14 protein-coding genes and 1 pseudogene are annotated in these 17,583 nt (G+C 64.4%); 8 read left to right on the top strand and 7 right to left on the bottom strand.

The window, feature by feature from the left end; translation table 11 throughout:
* Positions 1 to 13 precede the first annotated feature (13 nt).
* From hutU to hutI, 4 genes and pseudogenes are all read right to left on the bottom strand, one after another.
* Positions 14 to 1,687, bottom strand: coding sequence for a urocanate hydratase (gene hutU / locus C8J36_RS09490; protein ID WP_132534368.1), 1,674 nt, complete (start codon positions 1,685 to 1,687; stop codon positions 14 to 16).
* A gap of 13 nt (positions 1,688 to 1,700) precedes the next feature.
* On the bottom strand, positions 1,701 to 2,504 hold the full coding sequence (hutG, locus tag C8J36_RS09485) for an N-formylglutamate deformylase (RefSeq protein ID WP_132534366.1): 804 nt from the start codon (positions 2,502 to 2,504) through the stop codon (positions 1,701 to 1,703).
* A gap of 1 nt (position 2,505) precedes the next feature.
* Positions 2,506 to 3,803, bottom strand: a pseudogene (hutH, locus tag C8J36_RS09480) (histidine ammonia-lyase).
* Positions 3,804 to 3,843: 40 nt separating this feature from the next.
* On the bottom strand, positions 3,844 to 5,085 hold the full coding sequence (gene hutI / locus C8J36_RS09475) for an imidazolonepropionase (protein ID WP_132534364.1): 1,242 nt from the start codon (positions 5,083 to 5,085) through the stop codon (positions 3,844 to 3,846).
* Between the two features lie 129 nt (positions 5,086 to 5,214).
* On the opposite strand from hutI, the gene C8J36_RS09470 reads away from it, so the two are divergent.
* Positions 5,215 to 6,657, top strand: coding sequence for a formimidoylglutamate deiminase (locus C8J36_RS09470; RefSeq protein WP_132534944.1), 1,443 nt, complete (start codon positions 5,215 to 5,217; stop codon positions 6,655 to 6,657).
* Positions 6,658 to 6,915: 258 nt separating this feature from the next.
* Here C8J36_RS09470 and C8J36_RS09465 read toward each other — a convergent pair whose 3' ends face one another.
* Entirely contained in the window at positions 6,916 to 7,797 is an 882-nt protein-coding gene (locus C8J36_RS09465; RefSeq protein ID WP_132534362.1) for a LysR family transcriptional regulator, read from the bottom strand.
* Positions 7,798 to 7,916: 119 nt separating this feature from the next.
* Here C8J36_RS09465 and C8J36_RS09460 point away from each other — a divergent pair, with 119 nt between their 5' ends.
* Together C8J36_RS09460 and rirA are read left to right on the top strand one after the other, a co-directional pair.
* Complete coding sequence (locus C8J36_RS09460) at positions 7,917 to 9,413, top strand: CoA-acylating methylmalonate-semialdehyde dehydrogenase (RefSeq protein WP_062595036.1); 1,497 nt, start codon at positions 7,917 to 7,919, stop codon at positions 9,411 to 9,413.
* A gap of 283 nt (positions 9,414 to 9,696) precedes the next feature.
* Positions 9,697 to 10,176 (top strand): iron-responsive transcriptional regulator RirA, encoded by a 480-nt coding sequence (gene rirA / locus C8J36_RS09455; RefSeq protein WP_062595035.1) that lies wholly within the window; start codon positions 9,697 to 9,699, stop codon positions 10,174 to 10,176.
* A 70-nt stretch (positions 10,177 to 10,246) separates the two neighbouring features.
* Here rirA and C8J36_RS09450 read toward each other — a convergent pair whose 3' ends face one another.
* Positions 10,247 to 10,567, bottom strand: coding sequence for a response regulator (locus tag C8J36_RS09450; protein WP_132534360.1), 321 nt, complete (start codon positions 10,565 to 10,567; stop codon positions 10,247 to 10,249).
* Positions 10,568 to 10,713: 146 nt separating this feature from the next.
* Positions 10,714 to 11,424, bottom strand: coding sequence for a helix-turn-helix transcriptional regulator (locus tag C8J36_RS09445; protein ID WP_062595033.1), 711 nt, complete (start codon positions 11,422 to 11,424; stop codon positions 10,714 to 10,716).
* A gap of 432 nt (positions 11,425 to 11,856) precedes the next feature.
* Between C8J36_RS09445 and C8J36_RS09440 the strand changes: the two genes are divergently transcribed.
* The 5 genes from C8J36_RS09440 to C8J36_RS09420 all read left to right on the top strand — a co-directional run bounded on the left by C8J36_RS09440 (position 11,857) and on the right by C8J36_RS09420 (position 17,517).
* Entirely contained in the window at positions 11,857 to 13,452 is a 1,596-nt protein-coding gene (locus C8J36_RS09440) for an ABC transporter substrate-binding protein (protein WP_132534358.1), read from the top strand.
* Between the two features lie 83 nt (positions 13,453 to 13,535).
* Positions 13,536 to 14,540, top strand: coding sequence for an ABC transporter permease subunit (locus tag C8J36_RS09435; protein ID WP_062470068.1), 1,005 nt, complete (start codon positions 13,536 to 13,538; stop codon positions 14,538 to 14,540).
* Between the two features lie 12 nt (positions 14,541 to 14,552).
* Positions 14,553 to 15,476 (top strand): ABC transporter permease subunit, encoded by a 924-nt coding sequence (locus tag C8J36_RS09430; protein ID WP_132534356.1) that lies wholly within the window; start codon positions 14,553 to 14,555, stop codon positions 15,474 to 15,476.
* Positions 15,476 to 16,492: an ABC transporter ATP-binding protein gene (locus C8J36_RS09425; RefSeq protein WP_132534354.1), complete on the top strand. Its 1,017-nt coding sequence runs from the start codon at positions 15,476 to 15,478 to the stop codon at positions 16,490 to 16,492. The genes C8J36_RS09430 and C8J36_RS09425 overlap by 1 nt, the downstream gene beginning before the upstream one ends.
* On the top strand, positions 16,489 to 17,517 hold the full coding sequence (locus C8J36_RS09420; RefSeq protein WP_132534352.1) for a peptide ABC transporter ATP-binding protein: 1,029 nt from the start codon (positions 16,489 to 16,491) through the stop codon (positions 17,515 to 17,517). Before C8J36_RS09425 ends, C8J36_RS09420 begins: the two co-directional genes overlap by 4 nt.
* The last annotated feature ends 66 nt before the right edge of the window (positions 17,518 to 17,583 follow it).

Raw genomic sequence — 17,583 nt, 5'->3', positions numbered from 1 at the left:
CCGTGTCCCGTCATCAGTTGCCGAGAATGCCCGGCAGGCGCAGGCCCTTGTCGCGGGCGCAATCGAGCGCGATGTCGTATCCGGCATCCGCATGGCGCATGACGCCGGTCGCAGGGTCGTTCCACAGCACCCGCTCGATGCGGCGGTCGGCATCCTCGGAGCCGTCGCAGCAGATGACGACGCCGGAATGCTGGCTGAAGCCCATGCCGACGCCGCCGCCGTGATGCAGCGACACCCAGGTCGCGCCCGAGGCGGTGTTGAGCAGCGCGTTGAGGAGCGGCCAGTCCGATACGGCATCCGAGCCGTCCTTCATCGCCTCGGTCTCGCGGTTGGGCGAGGCGACGGAGCCGCTGTCGAGATGGTCGCGGCCGATGACGATGGGGGCGGAAAGCTCGCCGGTGCGCACCATCTCGTTGAAGGCGAGGCCCAGCCGGTGGCGATCGCCAAGGCCCACCCAGCAGATGCGCGCAGGCAGGCCCTGGAAGGCGATGCGCTCGCCGGCCATGTCGAGCCAGTTGTGCAGATGCTTGTTGTCGGGCAGCAGTTCCTTCACCTTCGCGTCGGTCTTGCGGATATCCTCGGGATCGCCGGAGAGCGCCGCCCAGCGGAACGGGCCGATGCCGCGGCAGAACAGCGGACGGATATAGGCCGGTACGAAACCGGGGAAGTCGAAGGCGTTTTCGAGGCCTTCGTCCTTGGCGACCTGCCGGATATTGTTGCCGTAGTCGAAGGTCGGAATGCCCCTCTGCTGAAACGCGATCATCGCTTCCACATGGTCGCGCATCGAGGCGCGGGCGGCCTTTTCCACGGCTTTCGGATCGCTTTCGCGCGTCTCGCGCCATTGCGCCATGGTCCAGCCCTTCGGCAGGTAGCCGTTGATCGGATCGTGGGCGGAGGTCTGGTCGGTCACCATGTCGGGCCGGATGCCGCGACGGACCATCTCGGGGAAGATATCCGCCGCATTGCCGAGCAGGCCGACGGATTTCGCCTCGCCGGCAGCCGTCCAGCGCTCGATCATCTCCATCGCCTCGTCCAGCGTCTCGGCGCGGGCATCGACATAGCGGGTGCGAATGCGGAAATCGATGCTGTCGGGGTTGCACTCCACCGCCAAGCAGCAGGCGCCGGCCATGACGGCCGCCAGCGGCTGCGCGCCGCCCATGCCGCCGAGCCCGCCGGTCAGCACCCAGCGCCCGGTCAGATTGCCGTCATAATGCTGCCGCCCGGCTTCCACGAAGGTCTCGTAGGTGCCCTGCACGATGCCCTGGCTGCCGATATAGATCCACGATCCCGCGGTCATCTGTCCGTACATGGCCAGGCCCTTCTTATCGAGCTCGTTGAAATGATCCCAGGTCGCCCAATGCGGCACGAGATTGGAGTTGGCGATCAGCACGCGCGGTGCGTCCTTGTGCGTGCGGAAGATGCCGACCGGCTTGCCGGACTGCACCATCAGTGTTTCGTCTTCCTCCAGATCGCGCAGCGATGCGACGATCTGGTCGAAATCCGCCCAGGTGCGCGCCGCCCGGCCGATGCCGCCATAGACGACCAGCTCGTGCGGGTTCTCGGCGACATCGGGGTCGAGATTGTTCATCAGCATGCGCAGGGGCGCTTCGGTCATCCAGGATTTCGCGGTCAGCTCGGTGCCGCGGGCAGCGCGGATCTCGCGGATATTGTGGCGCGGGTTCGTCATCGGTTTTCCCCTTTTATGAGTGTGCGAGCGTGGGCGCGATGCGCGCGATGCGCTCGAGAATGTCTTTCAAATGGCGGCGAAGCGGCTCGGCCTTTTGCGGGTCATAGGCAAAGGGTGGCACTTCGGTCGCCAGATGCGTGGATTGCGCCAGCTCCATCTGGATCGCGTGGATGCCTTCGGTCGGCCGGCCGTAATGTCGCGTCGTCCAGCCGCCCTTGAAGCGGCCGTTGAGCACGCTGTCATAGCCTGTCGCCGCCTCGGCGATCTCGACAGTGGCCGTCTCGATCTCCGGCGCGCAGGTCCGGCCGTTGTCGGTGCCGATGTTGAAGTCCGGCAGCTTGCCTGAAAACAGGAAGGGGATATGCGATCGGATCGAGTGGCAGTCATAGAGGATCGCCACGCCATGCAGCGCCTTCACCCGCGCGATTTCGGCGGCAAGCGCCGCGTGATAGGGCTGGTGGAAGGCGTGCAGGCGCGCCGCGATGTCGTCGGTTGTCGGCTCCGAACCTTGCTGCCAGATCGGCGCGCCGTCGAAGTCCGTGTCCGGCACCAGCCCCGTCGTGTTCTGTCCGGGATAGAGGCTGCCGCCGTCCGGATCGCGATTGGCGTCGATCACGTAGCGGTGAAAGGTCGCGCGCACGGTGGTGACGTCGGCAAGCAAGCCGTCGTAGAGCTTGTGGATATGCCAGTCGGTATCGGCAAGGATCCGGCCATTGTCGTTCAGCCGCGCGGCGATGTCGGCCGGCACGTCCGTTCCCGTATGCGGAAAGGCGAGAATAACGGGCGAGGTGCCGCGGTCGATCTCGAAAACGGCCATCTCAGACCTCCAGAGCCGGCAGCAGGCCATCGGACACGGCAGCGTTCAGCCGTCCGTCGGCGACGATGTCGCGCGCGGCCTTGAGGTCGGTCGCCATGTAGCGGTCGGTCTCGAGCGTCGGCACCACGGTGCGGATCGCGGCGATGACGTTCGACAGTTCGGGGCTGGACACCAGCGGCGCGCGGAAATCGATGCCCTGTGCGGCCGTCAGCGCCTCGATGCCGATGATGGAGAACAGATTGTCCGTCATCTGCAACAGCCGCCGCGCGCCGTGGCAGGCCATGGAGACGTGGTCTTCCTGATTGGCGGAGGTCGGCGTCGAATCCACCGAGGCCGGGTGCGACATCTGCTTGTTTTCGCTCATCAGCGCCGCCGATGTCACCTCGGCGATCATCAGCCCGGAATTCAACCCCGGCGTCTTCGCGAGAAAGGCCGGCAGGCCGTAGGAGAGGGCGGGATCGACCAGAAGCGCGATGCGCCGCTGGGCGATCGCCCCGATCTCGCAGACCGCCAGAGCGATCTGGTCGGCGGCAAAGGCCACCGGCTCGGCATGGAAGTTGCCGCCGGAAACGACCGAATTGTCGGAGAGTACCAGCGGATTGTCGGTCACCGCATTGGCCTCGATCTCCAGCGTGCGGGCGACGGAGCGCAGCAGGTCGAGGCAGGCGCCGTCCACCTGCGGCTGGCAGCGGATGCAATAGGGGTCCTGCACGCGCTCGTCGCCCTCGATATGGCTTTGGCGGCAAGCACCACGGGCGCAAGGCCCGCCCGTTCCAGCGCCGTGCGCCCATCGAGCCGTGCGCCGTCGAAGAAGGCCTCCCCTTCGCCCATCATGACCGCGGTCATATGCGCGAGCGGCGCGAGATCGCCGGATGCGCCGACGGAGCCTTTTTCCGGGATGACGGGAATGACGCCCCGCTCCAGCATGGCCTCGATCAGCCGCACGAGTTCCAGCCGCACGCCGGAGGCGCCGCGGCCGAGCGAGACGAGCTTGAGCGCCATGATCAGTCGCACGATGGCGTCGGCCAGCGGCTCGCCGACGCCGCAGCAATGCGACAGGATGAGATTGCGCTGCAGCGTCGCGACATCGGCCGCATCGATGCGGATGCTCGCCAGTTTGCCGAAGCCGGTATTGATGCCGTAGACCGGGGCATTGCCGCCGGCGATCTCGGCGATCCGCGCCGCAGCCTTTTCGATGCCGGCATTGAACGACGGGTCGAGCCGGGCGGGCTCGCCGGTCCAGTAGAGCGTTTCGAGGGTGGAGAGGGGCACGGAGCCCGGCTGCAGAACAAGCGTCATGGCGAAGTCCTAAAGGTCTGGCGAGGCGGGGCCCGCGCGATCAATGTCCGTTGCGGATGCGGGCATGGAGCGGGTTGAACCCCATGCGGTAGACGAGTTCGGCGGGGCGGGTCACCGACCAGATCGCGAGATCGGCCTGCTTGCCCACCTCCAGCGTTCCCACCTCGTCGACGAGCCCCAGCGCCCGGGCCGCCTCGCGCGTCACCCCGGCGATGCACTCCGTCACGGTCATGCCGAAGAGCGTTGCGGCCATGTTCATGGTGAGGAGAAGCGAGGTCAGCGGCGACGTGCCCGGATTGTTGTCGGTCGCGATCGACATCGCGACGCCCGCCTGCCGGAAGAGATCGATCGGCGGCTTTTTCGTCTCGCGGATGAAGTAGAAGGCGCCGGGAAGGATGACGGCCACGGTGCCGCTCGCCGCCATGGCCTCCGCCCCGGCGGCATCGGTATATTCCAGATGATCGGCCGACAGCGCGCCATAGAAGGCGGCAAGGGCCGCGCCATGCAGGTTGGAAAGCTGGTCCGCATGCAGCTTGACCGGGATCCCCAAGGCCTTGGCGGCATCGAACACGCGCCGCATCTCGGCGGGCGAGAAGGCGATCCCCTCGCAGAACCCATCGACCGCATCCGCGAGCCCCTCGGCGACAAGCGCCGGCAGCATCTCGTCGGACACTTTGGCGATATAGCCCGTGCTGTCGCCCTTGAACTCCGGCGGCAGAGCATGCGCGCCGAGAAAAGTCGTGCGCACGGTGACGTCGCGAAGTTCGCCGAGCCGGCGCGCGGCCCGCAGCGTCTTGCGTTCATGGGGAAGGTCGAGCCCGTAGCCCGACTTGATCTCGACGGTGGTCACGCCCTCGGCCATCAGCGCGTCGAGCCGGGGCAGGGACTGCGCGACGAGATCGTCTTCGCTGGCCTCCCGGAGCGCCCGGACGGAGGAGACGATGCCGCCGCCGGCCCGCGCGACCTCTTCGTACGTTGCGCCGGCGAGCCGCATCTCGAACTCGTTCGCCCGGTCGCCGGCATGCACCAGATGCGTATGGCAATCGATCAGCCCCGGCGTGATCAACCGCCCGCCGCAATCGACGAGACGGCCGGCGGCCTCACGTGCAAAAGGAAGGTCCGCTTCCGGCCCGGCATAGACGATCCGCCCGTTTAAAACGGCGATCGCGCCCTGTTCGACAAGGCCGAGGCCGGGCAAGGTGGGGTCGAGCGTGGCGAGCTGGGCATTGTGCCAGAGCGTGTCGCAGGCCGAGGCGCCCGACGCTGCCGATGGGGACTTCATGGAAGACATCGCTTTTCCCGCCTTTCCTTTGCTCGTCATTATGTATATACAAATGATCACGGAGCGCAAGCCTCATTCTGGAGCTGCCGCGCGGTCGGGACCGGGAGCAGGACGATGGGAAGCCAGGCAATGGGACGGCAGGAAACGGGTCAGCCGAGAGACGGGGCGGCAGGAGAGACGACCACGGTTTTCGCGGCATCCGCCCTTTTGCCGAATGGCTGGCATGACAATGTCAGGATCTCGTTTGCCGACGGCCGCATCGTTTCCGTCGAGACCGAGGCAAAAGCCGATGCCAGGTTGGAGGCTCGCGAGGAGCGCCACGCCATCCTCGTCCCCGGCATGCCGAACCTCCACAGCCATGCCTTCCAGCGCGGCATGGCGGGCCTTGCCGAGGTGCGCGGCCCCGGCGCCGACAGTTTCTGGAGCTGGCGCACCGTCATGTACCGCTTCGCCCTGACGATGACGCCGGACCAGGTCGAGGCGGTCGCGGCCCAGCTCTACATGGAAATGCTCGAACAGGGCTTTTCCCGCGTCGGCGAATTCCACTATCTCCACCACGCCATCAACGGCCGCCCCTATGATGACAGCGCGGAAATGGCCGTCCGCATCGCTGCCGCCGCCTCTGACACCGGGATCGGCCTGACGCTCCTGCCGGTGTTCTACGCCCATTCCACCTTCGGTGGTGCTGCACCGAGCGACGGCCAGAGGCGGTTCATCAACACGCTCGACGGTTTTGCCCGCCTGCTGGAGGGCTGCCGCACCGCCGTGGCCGGCCTGCCGGCCGCCCGCGTCGGCGTTGCCCCGCACAGCCTGCGCGCCGCGACGCCGGAGGAGATCGCAGCCGTCGTCTCGATGGCCGGGCAGGGGCCAATCCACATCCATGTCGCCGAACAGGTGAAGGAGGTCGAGGACTGCATCGCTTGGTCCGGCGCCCGCCCGGTCGAATGGCTGCTCGATCATGTCGGGCTCGATCCGCGCTGGTGCCTCATCCACGCGACCCACATGACCGATGACGAAACGGTGCGCATGGCCGCAAGCGGCGCAATCGCCGGCCTTTGCCCGATCACCGAGGCCAATCTGGGAGACGGAACGTTCAACGCCACTTTGTTCACGAAGGCCGGCGGGCGGTTCGGCATCGGCTCGGACAGCAACATCCTGATCGGCCTGCCGGACGAACTCCGCCAGCTCGAATATTCGCAGCGCTTGGCGCATCGCTCGCGCAATGTCATGGCCGCTGCCGGACAGTCGACCGGGCGGGCGCTTTTCGAAGCTGCACGGGCCGGCGGCGCCATCGCGCTCGGTGCCGATCCGGCCGCACCTTCAGGCCTTGCGGTCGGTGCTGCGGCCGATCTCGTCGCCCTCATGATGCCCGAGAGCGGCGCGCGACATGACGCCGTGCTCGATGCCTGGCTGTTTGCCAACGGGACGCGGCCCGACAGCGTGTGGGTGGCCGGCAAACGACAGGTGACCGCCGGCCGGCATCATGCCCGTGCCCGCATCCTCGATCGCTTTTCGCGGGTGATGCGGGCTCTTGCGGCGCAACACGACCAGGTCTTGCCGGCAACCACCTAGAAATCAGTGCGCCGGCTTTACCGCGTATTAACCTTTCTGCCCGCACCGCGTGCCGGATAAGGGCATTTGTAAGGTCTCGTTAACGCCTTGCCGGCTAGACTTCGGCTGTTCGATGGAGAACCGAGGCGCATGATGCGCAGCTCGAAAACAATGGTGGATGATGTGCATGACGTGCAAAACGGGTCTGGCAATTCCGGCCGGCAAGGCCGGGATTGCCTGATAGACCGCCGTCTTCCCTGATCTCCCAACCCTCTCTCCTCAAACGAAGATCGCCGTCTCCGCGGTCACCAGCTCCTGCAGAAAATCCACGACCGTGCGCACCCGCAGCAGGTCCCGCGCGCTCTCGTGATAGGTCGTCCAATAGGCGCGCCGGATGGTCGCCTCGGGCAGGATGCGGCGCAGCTCGCCGTGCTGGCGGGCGATGTAATTGTGCAGGATGCCGATGCCGGCACCGGACCGTACGGCCTCCGTCTGCCCGGTGGCGCTCGAAATCTCGAAGCCCGCATCCCAGTTGCGCATCACCTCGCCGGTAAAATCGAGCGAGGCCGTCCAGAGAAGATCCTCGACATAGCCGATCCGCGGATGCCGCTTCAGCGCCTCGATGCTGTCGGGCGTGCCGTGCTCGCGCAGATAGGCGTCGGAAGCATAGATGCCGAGCGTGTAGTCGGTGAGCTTGGAGGAGACGAGGCGTCCCTGCTCGGGCCGCTCGAGCGTGATGGCGATATCCGCCTCGCGTTGCGACAGCGAGAAGGAGCGGGGAACCGGCACGAGCTGGATGCGCAGGGCCGGAAAACGAGCCGTCAGCCGGCCGAGCCGCGGTGCCAGAAAGGAGACGCCGAAACCGTCCGGCGCCCCGATCCGCACCGTCCCGGCGACGGCGGTATCGACCCGGCCGACATGCGCCTGCGCCGCCAGCATCTCCGTCTCCATCCGCTCGGCGGCGTGAAAGAACACCTCGCCCTCCGCCGTCAGCTCGCAGCCATTGGTCCGCCGCACCAGAAGCCGGGTCTTCAGCGCCTCCTCCAGCGCCGTCACCCGCCGGCTGAGCGTTGCATGGTTGACGCCGACGCGCTTCGACGCAGCCAGGATCTGCCCGGTGCGCGCGACCGCGAGAAACATCCGCACATCGTCCCAATTCACGCGACGAGACCTCTTTGTGTCGATTTCTGCACAACCGTTCCGGGTTTTCGCATGTTGATTTGTGCAGACTGTAGTGCGATCTTCGCGTCAACAGCAACGACAATCTGGAGGAGACAGCCATGTACGAGATCGGTCATTTCATCGGCGGCGCGAAAGTTGCCGGCACCAGCGGCCGCACGAGCAACATCTTCAATCCGGCAACGGGCGAAGTCCAGGGCAAGGTGGCGCTCGCCAGCGACGCCGAACTCGCAGCAGCGGTCGAAAACGCCAAGGCGGCACAGCCGAAATGGGCGGCCACCAATCCGCAGCGCCGTGCCCGCGTCTTCATGAAGTTCGTGCAGCTCCTCAACGACAACATGGACGACCTCGCCGAAATGCTCTCGCGCGAGCACGGCAAGACCATCGACGACGCCAAGGGCGATATCGTCCGCGGTCTCGAAGTCTGCGAATTCGTCATCGGCATCCCGCATCTGTCGAAGAGCGAGTTCACCGAAGGCGCCGGCCCGAACATCGACATGTATTCGATCCGCCAGCCGGTCGGCATCGGCGCCGGCATCACGCCGTTCAACTTCCCGGGCATGATCCCGATGTGGATGTTCGCCCCGGCCATCGCCTGCGGCAATGCCTTCATCCTGAAGCCGTCCGAGCGCGATCCGTCCGTGCCGATCCGCCTGGCCGAACTGATGATCGAAGCGGGCCTGCCCGCCGGCATCCTCAACGTCGTCAATGGCGACAAGGGCGCGGTCGATGCGATCCTGACGCATCCCGACATTTCCGCCGTCTCCTTCGTCGGTTCCACGCCGATCGCCCGCTATGTCTATGGCACCGCGGCGATGAACGGCAAGCGCGCCCAGTGCTTCGGCGGCGCCAAGAACCACATGATCATCATGCCGGATGCCGATCTCGACCAGGCCGCCAACGCCCTGATGGGCGCCGGCTACGGCTCGGCCGGCGAGCGCTGCATGGCGATCTCGGTGGCCGTGCCCGTCGGCGAGGAAACCGCCAACCGCCTGATCGAGAAGCTGACGCCGATGGTCGAATCCCTGCGCATTGGCCCCTATACCGACGACAAGGCCGATCTCGGCCCCGTCGTCACCCGGGAAGCGCGCGACCGCATTCTCGGCCTGATCGACAAGGGCGTGGAGGCTGGCGCCGATCTCGTGGTCGATGGCCGCGGCTTCAAGCTGCAGGGCTATGAGGACGGATATTTCGTCGGCGGCTGCCTGTTCGACAATGTCACGCCGGACATGGACATCTACAAGACCGAAATCTTCGGCCCCGTCCTCTCCGTCGTCCGCGCCAAGACCTATGAGGAAGCGCTCGACCTGCCGATGAAGCACGAATACGGCAACGGCGTCGCGATCTACACCCGCGACGGCGATGCGGCCCGCGACTTCGCCTCGCGCATCAACATCGGCATGGTCGGCGTCAACGTTCCGATCCCCGTTCCGCTCGCCTACCACTCCTTTGGCGGCTGGAAGTCCTCGTCCTTCGGCGATCTCAACCAGCACGGCACGGACTCGATCAGGTTCTGGACCCGCACCAAGACCATCACCAGCCGCTGGCCCTCGGGCATCAAGGACGGTGCCGAGTTCGTCATGCCGACGATGAAGTAGACGCAAGCCTTTTTACGCGGGCCGCACCGACCAGTGCAGCGGCTTTGCGAAAACGACGGCGTAAGACCAAGGCTCTGAAGCGCAAGGAGCAGATCTGAAAGATCGCGACGCGCTTCAGGCAATTTCGAGAAAAGGGCCTCGCAAGGGGCCCTTTTTTTCATGAGCATCTTTCTCGACATTCCGTCGTTTTGGAATTGTTCCAAACTGGCTGCCGTTCTATATGTAGCGGCGACAGGGAGTGGCGATCGATGGATTCGCCGGCGTCCGAGCATCGGAGTGAAGAATGCGCCTGACCAAGCAGACCAATTATGCCGTTCGCATGCTGATGTATTGTGCCGCAAACGAAGGCCGTCTGAGCCGCATTCCCGAGATTGCGCGCGCCTATGGCGTGTCCGAACTGTTTCTGTTCAAAATTCTCCAGCCGCTCAACAAGGCGGGTCTCGTGGAAACGGTCCGCGGCCGCAATGGCGGCGTCCGCCTGCCGAAGCCCGCCTCGCAGATCACGCTGTTCGATGTCGTCAAGGTGACGGAAGACAGCTTCTCGATGGCCGAATGCTTCGATGCGGGCGAAGTAGATTGCCCGCTGGTCGACAGCTGCGGCTTGAACACCGCGCTGCGCAAGGCGCTCAACGCCTTCTTCGACGTGCTCTCGCAATATTCGATCGACGATCTCGTCAAGTCCCGCCCGCAGATCAACTTCCTGCTGGGCCTCGATCCGCTTCCCTACGTCGCGCCGCCGGCCCAGCCGCAGACGGCTGCCTGAGCCTGCGCTCCAGACGATCGACATACGTGAAAGACGAGCGACGCGCCTGAAAAGACGCGTCGTTTTCGTGTCAGGATTTGACCAGATATTCCTGCAGCAGGAATTCGATGGCGGTCGGGTCCAGCTCGGCCTTGTCGAGCCGGAAATCGACGCCGTATTCCTGGAACGACTGAAAATAGGCGTCATCGAGCGAACCGGAGATCACGCCGACGGGGCCGATAAACCCCTTCTGGCGGATCAGGGGAACCGTCTCGCGGAAATCGCCATGCGGCGGCAGCCGATTGTCCACCAGCACCATGGCAATCGGGGTGCCGGAGCCGATGACATCGACCGCGGCTTCGATCGTATCGGAGTAATGCAGCTGGATGGTGAAGGACTGAACCTTCGTCATCAATCGCCGCAGGATAACATGTTCGGAAGGCTCGTCATCGATCAAAAGGATATGCAATATCGTCATCGGCTCAAATATTCCGGTTTCTAAAATGCCTAGTATAAGGTCGGATGTGGAGGTTCAGGCGATCGGGCTTTCAAAGACATTCATTGGATGATTTGTTCCCTGATAGCCTTGGCGACCATTTGCGTTCGATTGACGACATCGAGTTTTTTCAGGATCGTCGCCGTATGAGAGTTGATCGTGTGTTCCGACACCGAAACGATCAGCGCAATCTCGCTGGCCGTCTTCCCATGGGAGATCCATCTGAGAATCTCGGTTTCGCGGGCCGTCAGGCCCATGCCGACCCGCGTCGCCAGGACGAACCGGTAGAAATAGTCGAACGCCGTGATCGAATTGTAGCAGAGCTCGACATGGCTCGTGCGGTCGATGTCGTCATTGTCCCCGAAATAGAGCACGACATAGCGCGTACCGACGATGCTGTGAACCGGCACGCAGGCCACGAGGTCGAAGCCGATCTGTGCGAGAAAGTCCGTTCCCGCCTTTGACGGCGCGGCATCCTCGGATGCGGCCGACCAGACGGAGGGCACGGTGGAGGCGTGGAGGCTTTTGAGAAGCAGGCAATCGGAAAACCGGTATCGCCGGTCATATTCCTCGGTCAGCCCGCTCGGCAGGTCGTGCAGAACCAGACGCGTGGAGAGCAGGGCGGGCTCCGCCTCCTGGCCGAGCTGCAACACGCCGAAGTGATCGAACCCGGCGCCCAGAGCCAGCATGTGGAAAACGCGGAAGAAATCGACGCGGTTCAGCGCTTTTTCGAGATCCTTCTGGAAATCGTAGCGTCTATAAGTATCCAGCAACGCTCCCACGTCGATGTTGCCCCTCTGACTGCCGGAATACTAGTTTAGCGGGCATTTGCGGCTTGGCAACTCCCCTAAAAAAGGTAAGTCGTGCCCGAAACAGCGCACCGCCGCCCTTCCGCGGGCATCCTGCGCCCTCGATAACAGGCGCTTTCAGCCGACGACCGCGCCGCTGCGGTGGCTGTCTCGCTGCGGTCAGCGGCCTGCGCCGGCGCCAGGCGGTTGCTCTCTCAAAGCTGCAATCCGGAATGATATCGCTGTAATGTCTTATATATTGGATAAATTTTCCAACTGGACAAAAGAATGGAGCGGGTTATTGCAATGCCGCAGCAAATGTCGTTCCTTTCCGGTCTGACCGGTTGCGGCTGCGATCCGGATCATTTGCAGATAAGAATGTTTCAAGAGAACACAAGAAAACTGGGAAAAACGGTGATGAAAAAGCTCTCTACTCTTCTCGCGGCGACGGCTGTCGTAACGCTGATGGCTGGCAGCGCCTGGTCGAAGACGCTGGTTTATTGCTCCGAGGGCTCGCCCGAAGGTTTCGACTCCGCGCTCTACACGGCCGGCACCACGTTCGATGCCTCCTCGCGCACGGTTTACAACCGCCTCGTCGAATTCAAGAAAGGCAGCACGGAAATCGAGCCGGGCCTGGCCGAGAGCTGGGAAATGTCGGCTGACGGCACGCAATATACGTTCAAGCTGCGTCCGGGCGTCAAATTCCAGACCACCGACTTCTTCACGCCCACCCGCGAGCTGAACGCTGACGACGTGATCTTCTCGTTCGAGCGCCAGTACAAGGCCGACAATCCCTGGAACAAGTATGTCGCCGGTGCGAGCTACGAATATTTCAGCGGCATGGGCTTTCCCGAGCTGATCAAGTCGATCGAGAAGGTCGATGACCTCACCGTCAAGTTCGTTCTCAACAAGTCCGAAGCGCCGTTCCTCGCCAATCTCGGCATGGACTTCGCCTCCATCTATTCGAAAGAATATGCCGACAAGCTGCAGGCCGACGGCAAGATGGAGATGATGAACCAGCAGCCGCTCGGCACCGGTCCCTACACCTTCGTCGCCTACCAGGCCGACGCTGCCATCCGCTACAAGGCCAACCCGGATTATTGGGGCGGCAAGCAGAAGGTCGACGACCTCGTCTTCGCCATCACGACCGACGCGGCCGTACGGGCGCAGAAGCTGAAGGCCGGCGAATGCAACATCATGCCCTATCCGAATGCGGCCGACGTCGCCGAGCTGCAGAAGGATGAGAACCTCACGGTCCTCAAGGAAGAAGGCCTGAACGTCTCCTACCTCGCCTACAACACGCTGGTTGCCCCGTTCGACAAGCCGGAAGTGCGCAAGGCGCTGAACATGGCCGTCAACAAGCAGGCGATCGTCGATGCCGTCTTCCAGGGTGCGGCGACCGTCGCCAAGAACCCGATCCCGCCGACGATGTGGTCCTATAACGACGCCGTCGAGGACGACAAGTACGATCCGGACGCGGCCAAGAAGATGCTGGAAGCGGCCGGCGTCTCCAACCTCAAGATGAAGATCTGGGCCATGCCCGTATCGCGTCCCTACATGCTGAACGCCCGCCGCGCGGCCGAACTCATGCAGGCCGACCTGGCCAAGATCGGCGTCGAGGTCGAGATCGTCTCCTACGAATGGGCCGAATACCTGAAGCTCTCCTCCGACAAGGCCCGCGACGGCGCGGTCATCCTCGGCTGGACCGGCGACAATGGCGATCCGGACAACTTCCTCGACACGCTGCTCGGCTGCACCGCGGTCGGCGGCAACAACCGCGCGCAATGGTGCAACAAGGAGTTCGACGATCTCGTCAAGAAGGCCAAGCTGACGCCGGACCAGGCGGAGCGCACCAAGCTCTACCAGCAGGCCCAGCTCGTCTTCAAGAAAGAGGCGCCGTGGAACACCATCGACCATTCCCTGGTCTTCATGCCGATGAGCAAGAAGGTCTCGGGCTACGTGCAGGATCCGCTCGGCATCCACCGCTTCGACGGCGTTGATATCGCCGAGTAATATCGCCACCTCTCCCGCTGTCGCGGTGTCTCCGGCGGTCCGATCGTTTCGGGCCGCCGGTTTTGCAATCTTACGGAACGCTCATGCTGCGCTTCATTTTCGGGCGGCTCGCCGTCCTCATCCCGACCTTCGTCGGGGTTTCCATCATCGCCTTCTCCTTCATCCGCCTGCTTCCCGGCGATCCCGTCATGCTGCTCTCCGGCGAGCGCGTCATGGCGCCGGAGCGGCATGCGCAGATCATGGCCGAGCTTGGTCTCGACCGGCCGATGTACGTCCAGTATTTCGACTATCTTGTCGGTCTGCTGCAGGGCGATTTCGGACGCTCCATCATCTCCAAGCGCCCGGTCATCGATGATTTCATGACGCTGTTTCCGGCGACCATGGAGCTTGCGATCTGTGCCATCATCCTCGCGGTCTGTCTCGGGATCCCGGCTGGCGTGGTGGCGGCGGTCAAGCGCGGCACCTGGCTCGACCAGACCATCATGGGCACGGCGCTCGTCGGCTATTCCATGCCGATCTTCTGGTGGGGCCTGCTGCTCATCATCTTCTTTTCGGGCACGCTCGGCTGGACGCCGGTCTCCGGCCGCATCTCGTTCCTCTATTTCTTCCCGCCCGTGACCGGCTTCATGCTGATCGACAGCCTGCTCTCCGGCCAGAAGGGTGCCTTCGCCTCGGCGGTCAGCCATATGATCCTGCCGACCATCGTGCTGGCGACCATTCCGCTCGCCGTCATCGCCCGCCAGACCCGCTCCGCCATGCTCGAGGTGCTGAGCGAGGATTATGTGCGCACGGCCCGCTCCAAGGGCATGTCGCCCTTCCGCATCATCGGCGTCCACGCGCTGCGCAATGCCATGATCCCGGTCATCACCACGATCGGCCTGCAGATCGGCGTGCTGCTCGGCGGCGCGATCCTCACGGAAAGCATCTTCTCCTGGCCGGGCATCGGCAAGTGGATGGTCGATAGCGTCTTCAAGCGCGATTACGCCGTCGTCCAGGGCGGCCTCATGATGATCACGCTCGTGATCATGTTCGTCAATCTGATCGTCGACCTTCTCTACGGTTGGGCGAACCCCCGCATCCGGCGATAGGAGACGCGACCGATGTCATCTGTCGAAACCAAATCCGTATCACCCGCGGCAGCCGCCGCCACCCCGTCCGCGCCGCCGTCCGGCTTTGCCGAATTCTGGTTCTATTTTTCCGCCAATCGCGGCGCCGTTCTCGGGCTCGTGGTCTTCGTCGCCATCCTGCTGATGGCGATCTTCGCGCCGCTGCTCACCGCGCATGATCCGATCATCCAGAATCGCGACGTGCTGCTGCTGCCGCCGGCCTTTGCCGAAGGCGGACGCGCCGAATATCTGCTCGGCACCGATCCGGTCGGGCGCGATATCCTGACCCGCCTGATGTACGGCGCACGCTTCTCGCTGTTCGTCGGCCTCATCGTCGTCACGCTGTCCGTCGTTTCGGGCGTGCTCATCGGCCTTCTCGCCGGCTTCTTCCGCGGCACGGTCGATACGATCATCATGCGGCTGATGGACATCATCCTCGCATTCCCGTCGCTGCTTCTGGCGCTCGTTCTCGTCGCCGTGCTCGGCCCGGGCCTCGTCAATGCGATGATCGCCATCGCCCTCGTCAACCTGCCGCATTTCGTGCGCCTGACGCGCGCCTCCGTCATGACGGAGCGCAACAAGGACTATGTCATCGGCAGCCAGGTTGCCGGCGCCGGCACGCTGCGCATCATGTTCGTCACCATCCTGCCGAACTGTCTGGCGCCGCTGATCGTGCAGGCGACGCTTGCCTTCTCCGCGGCCATCCTCGATGCCGCGGCGCTCGGCTTCCTCGGCATGGGCGCCCAGCCGCCGACGCCGGAATGGGGCACGATGCTGGCCGAAGCGCGCGAATTCATCCAGCGCGCCTGGTGGGTCGTCACCTTCCCCGGCCTTGCCATTCTCATCACCGTGCTCGCCATCAACCTGATGGGCGACGGCCTGCGCGATGCGCTCGATCCCAAACTGAAGAGGTCCTGATGCCGCTTCTCGATATCCAGAACCTCACCGTCGAGTTCCAGACCTCGACCGGCACCTTCCGTGCGGTCGATGGCGTCTCGCTCACCTGCGACACCGGCGAAATCCTGTCGATCGTCGGCGAAAGCGGCTCCGGCAAGTCGGTCTCCATGCTCGCCGTCATGGGCCTTCTGCCCTGGACGGCGAAGATCACCGCCGACCGCATGGCCTTCAACGGCCAGGACCTCCTGAAACTCTCGCCCCGCAACCGGCGCAAGATCATCGGCAAGGACATGGCGATGATCTTCCAGGAGCCGATGTCGAGCCTCAACCCGTGCTTCACGGTCGGCTTCCAGCTCGGCGAGAGCCTGCGCATCCACATGGGCCTCGACCGTGCCGCCCGTCGCGCCCGCTCGATCGAACTCCTGCAGCTTGTCGGCATTCCCTCGCCGGAAGACCGGCTGTCGAACTTTCCGCACCAGATGTCCGGCGGCATGAGCCAGCGCGTCATGATCGCCATGGCGCTGTCCTGCAATCCGAAGCTCCTCATCGCCGACGAGCCGACGACGGCGCTCGACGTCACCATCCAGGCCCAGATCCTCGATCTGCTCGTTCGCCTGCAGAAGGAAAACGGCATGGCGCTGGTGCTCATCACCCATGATATGGGCGTGGTGGCGGAAACCGCCGAGCGCGTTCAGGTGCAGTATGCCGGCCAGAAGGTCGAGGAACAGCCGGTCAAGGCGCTCTTCCGCGATCCGCATCATCCCTACACCGCGGCCCTGCTCGCATCCCTGCCGGAGCGCGCCCGGATCGGCGAGCGTCTGCCGTCGATCCTCGGCGTCGTGCCGGGGCAGCATGATCGGCCGCAAGGCTGTCTGTTCTCGCCGCGCTGCGCTTTTGCCACCGACCTCTGTTCGCGCTCCGTCGTGCGCCAGGGGCCGGAGCTCGGCCGCGCGCTGTGCAATTACCCGCTGATCGAGGGTATTCCCCAGAACCACCCGACGATGACCGTCGAGCTTGCAGGAGAGGGCACGCGATGAGCGAGACCGCACTCAGCGAAACCTCGAACAAGGAAGCGCCGCCCGCATCGCGACCGGTGCTCGAAGGCCACGGCCTCCAGCGCTTCTATTCCGTCTCACGCGGCATGTTCAAGCCGGCGGCCACCGTGCGCGCGCTGAACGGCGTGTCCTTCTCGCTCCACTCCGGCCGCACGCTGGCCGTGGTCGGCGAAAGCGGCTGCGGCAAGTCCACGCTCGCCCGCCTCGTCACCATGATCGAGGATCCGAGCGGCGGCGAATTGCTGATCGACGGCAAGCCGGCCCGCGTCGGCGACGCCTCGTTGCGCAGCCTCGTGCAGATCGTCTTCCAGAACCCCTATGGCTCGCTCAACCCGCGCCAGAAGGTCGGGTCTCTGCTGGAAGAGCCGCTGAAGATCAACACCACCGACGATGCCGCGACCCGGAGGACCAAGGTCGAGGAGATGATGCGCAAGGTCGGCCTGCGGCCCGAGCATTACGACCGCTACCCGCATATGTTCTCCGGCGGCCAGCGCCAGCGCATCGCCATTGCCCGCGCCCTCATGCTGCGACCGAAGGTGCTGGTGCTGGACGAGCCGGTCTCGGCGCTCGATCTGTCGATCCAGGCGCAGGTGCTGAACCTCCTGATGGACCTGCAGAAGGAGATGGGGCTCGCCTATCTCTTCATCTCGCACGGCCTGTCCGTCGTGCGGCACATCGCCGACGATATCATGGTCATGTATCTCGGCCGGCCGGTGGAAACCGGCACGGCGGAAAGCGTGTTCACCAATCCGCAGCACCCCTATACCGCGGCCCTCCTGTCGGCGACCCCGGTTGCCAATCCGGAAGGCAAGCGCCAGCGCATCCAGCTCCAGGGCGAGCTGCCGTCGCCGCTGAAGCCGCCGAGCGGCTGTCCGTTCAACCCGCGCTGCTGGCGCGCGACGGATCTCTGCCGCGAAAAGATGCCGGCGCTCGACGGTCCGGCGGACCATCTGTTCGCCTGCTATCATCCGCTCGACGACGCCGCGCCATCCGCACCCGCGGACTGAGGTCCCGCAGCCGACGATTTTGCAACGCTTCGAGCAGTGTCCGACAGCCATATGACGGCTAGGGAT

Origin of the sequence: Rhizobium sp. PP-F2F-G48 (assembly GCF_004342335.1) — a bacterium.
In the GTDB taxonomy this organism is placed as follows: Bacteria; Pseudomonadota; Alphaproteobacteria; order Rhizobiales; family Rhizobiaceae; genus Ferranicluibacter.
Note: the sequence above shows the minus strand (reverse complement) of the source record. Positions and strands in the feature narration are given on the sequence as shown.

Excerpts from the sequence above, each read along its gene's own strand:
- hutU (WP_132534368.1), bottom strand. The coding sequence starts at position 1,687 with ATGACGAACCCGCGCCACAATATCCGCGAGATCCGCGCTGCCCGCGGC.
- hutG (WP_132534366.1), bottom strand. The coding sequence starts at position 2,504 with ATGGCCGTTTTCGAGATCGACCGCGGCACCTCGCCCGTTATTCTCGCC.
- hutI (WP_132534364.1), bottom strand. The coding sequence starts at position 5,085 with ATGAAGTCCCCATCGGCAGCGTCGGGCGCCTCGGCCTGCGACACGCTC.
- C8J36_RS09470 (WP_132534944.1), top strand. The coding sequence starts at position 5,215 with ATGGGACGGCAGGAAACGGGTCAGCCGAGAGACGGGGCGGCAGGAGAG.
- C8J36_RS09460 (WP_062595036.1), top strand. The coding sequence starts at position 7,917 with ATGTACGAGATCGGTCATTTCATCGGCGGCGCGAAAGTTGCCGGCACC.
- rirA (WP_062595035.1), top strand. The coding sequence starts at position 9,697 with ATGCGCCTGACCAAGCAGACCAATTATGCCGTTCGCATGCTGATGTAT.
- C8J36_RS09450 (WP_132534360.1), bottom strand. The coding sequence starts at position 10,567 with ATGACGAAGGTTCAGTCCTTCACCATCCAGCTGCATTACTCCGATACG.
- C8J36_RS09440 (WP_132534358.1), top strand. The coding sequence starts at position 11,857 with ATGAAAAAGCTCTCTACTCTTCTCGCGGCGACGGCTGTCGTAACGCTG.
- C8J36_RS09435 (WP_062470068.1), top strand. The coding sequence starts at position 13,536 with ATGCTGCGCTTCATTTTCGGGCGGCTCGCCGTCCTCATCCCGACCTTC.
- C8J36_RS09430 (WP_132534356.1), top strand. The coding sequence starts at position 14,553 with ATGTCATCTGTCGAAACCAAATCCGTATCACCCGCGGCAGCCGCCGCC.
- C8J36_RS09425 (WP_132534354.1), top strand. The coding sequence starts at position 15,476 with ATGCCGCTTCTCGATATCCAGAACCTCACCGTCGAGTTCCAGACCTCG.
- C8J36_RS09420 (WP_132534352.1), top strand. The coding sequence starts at position 16,489 with ATGAGCGAGACCGCACTCAGCGAAACCTCGAACAAGGAAGCGCCGCCC.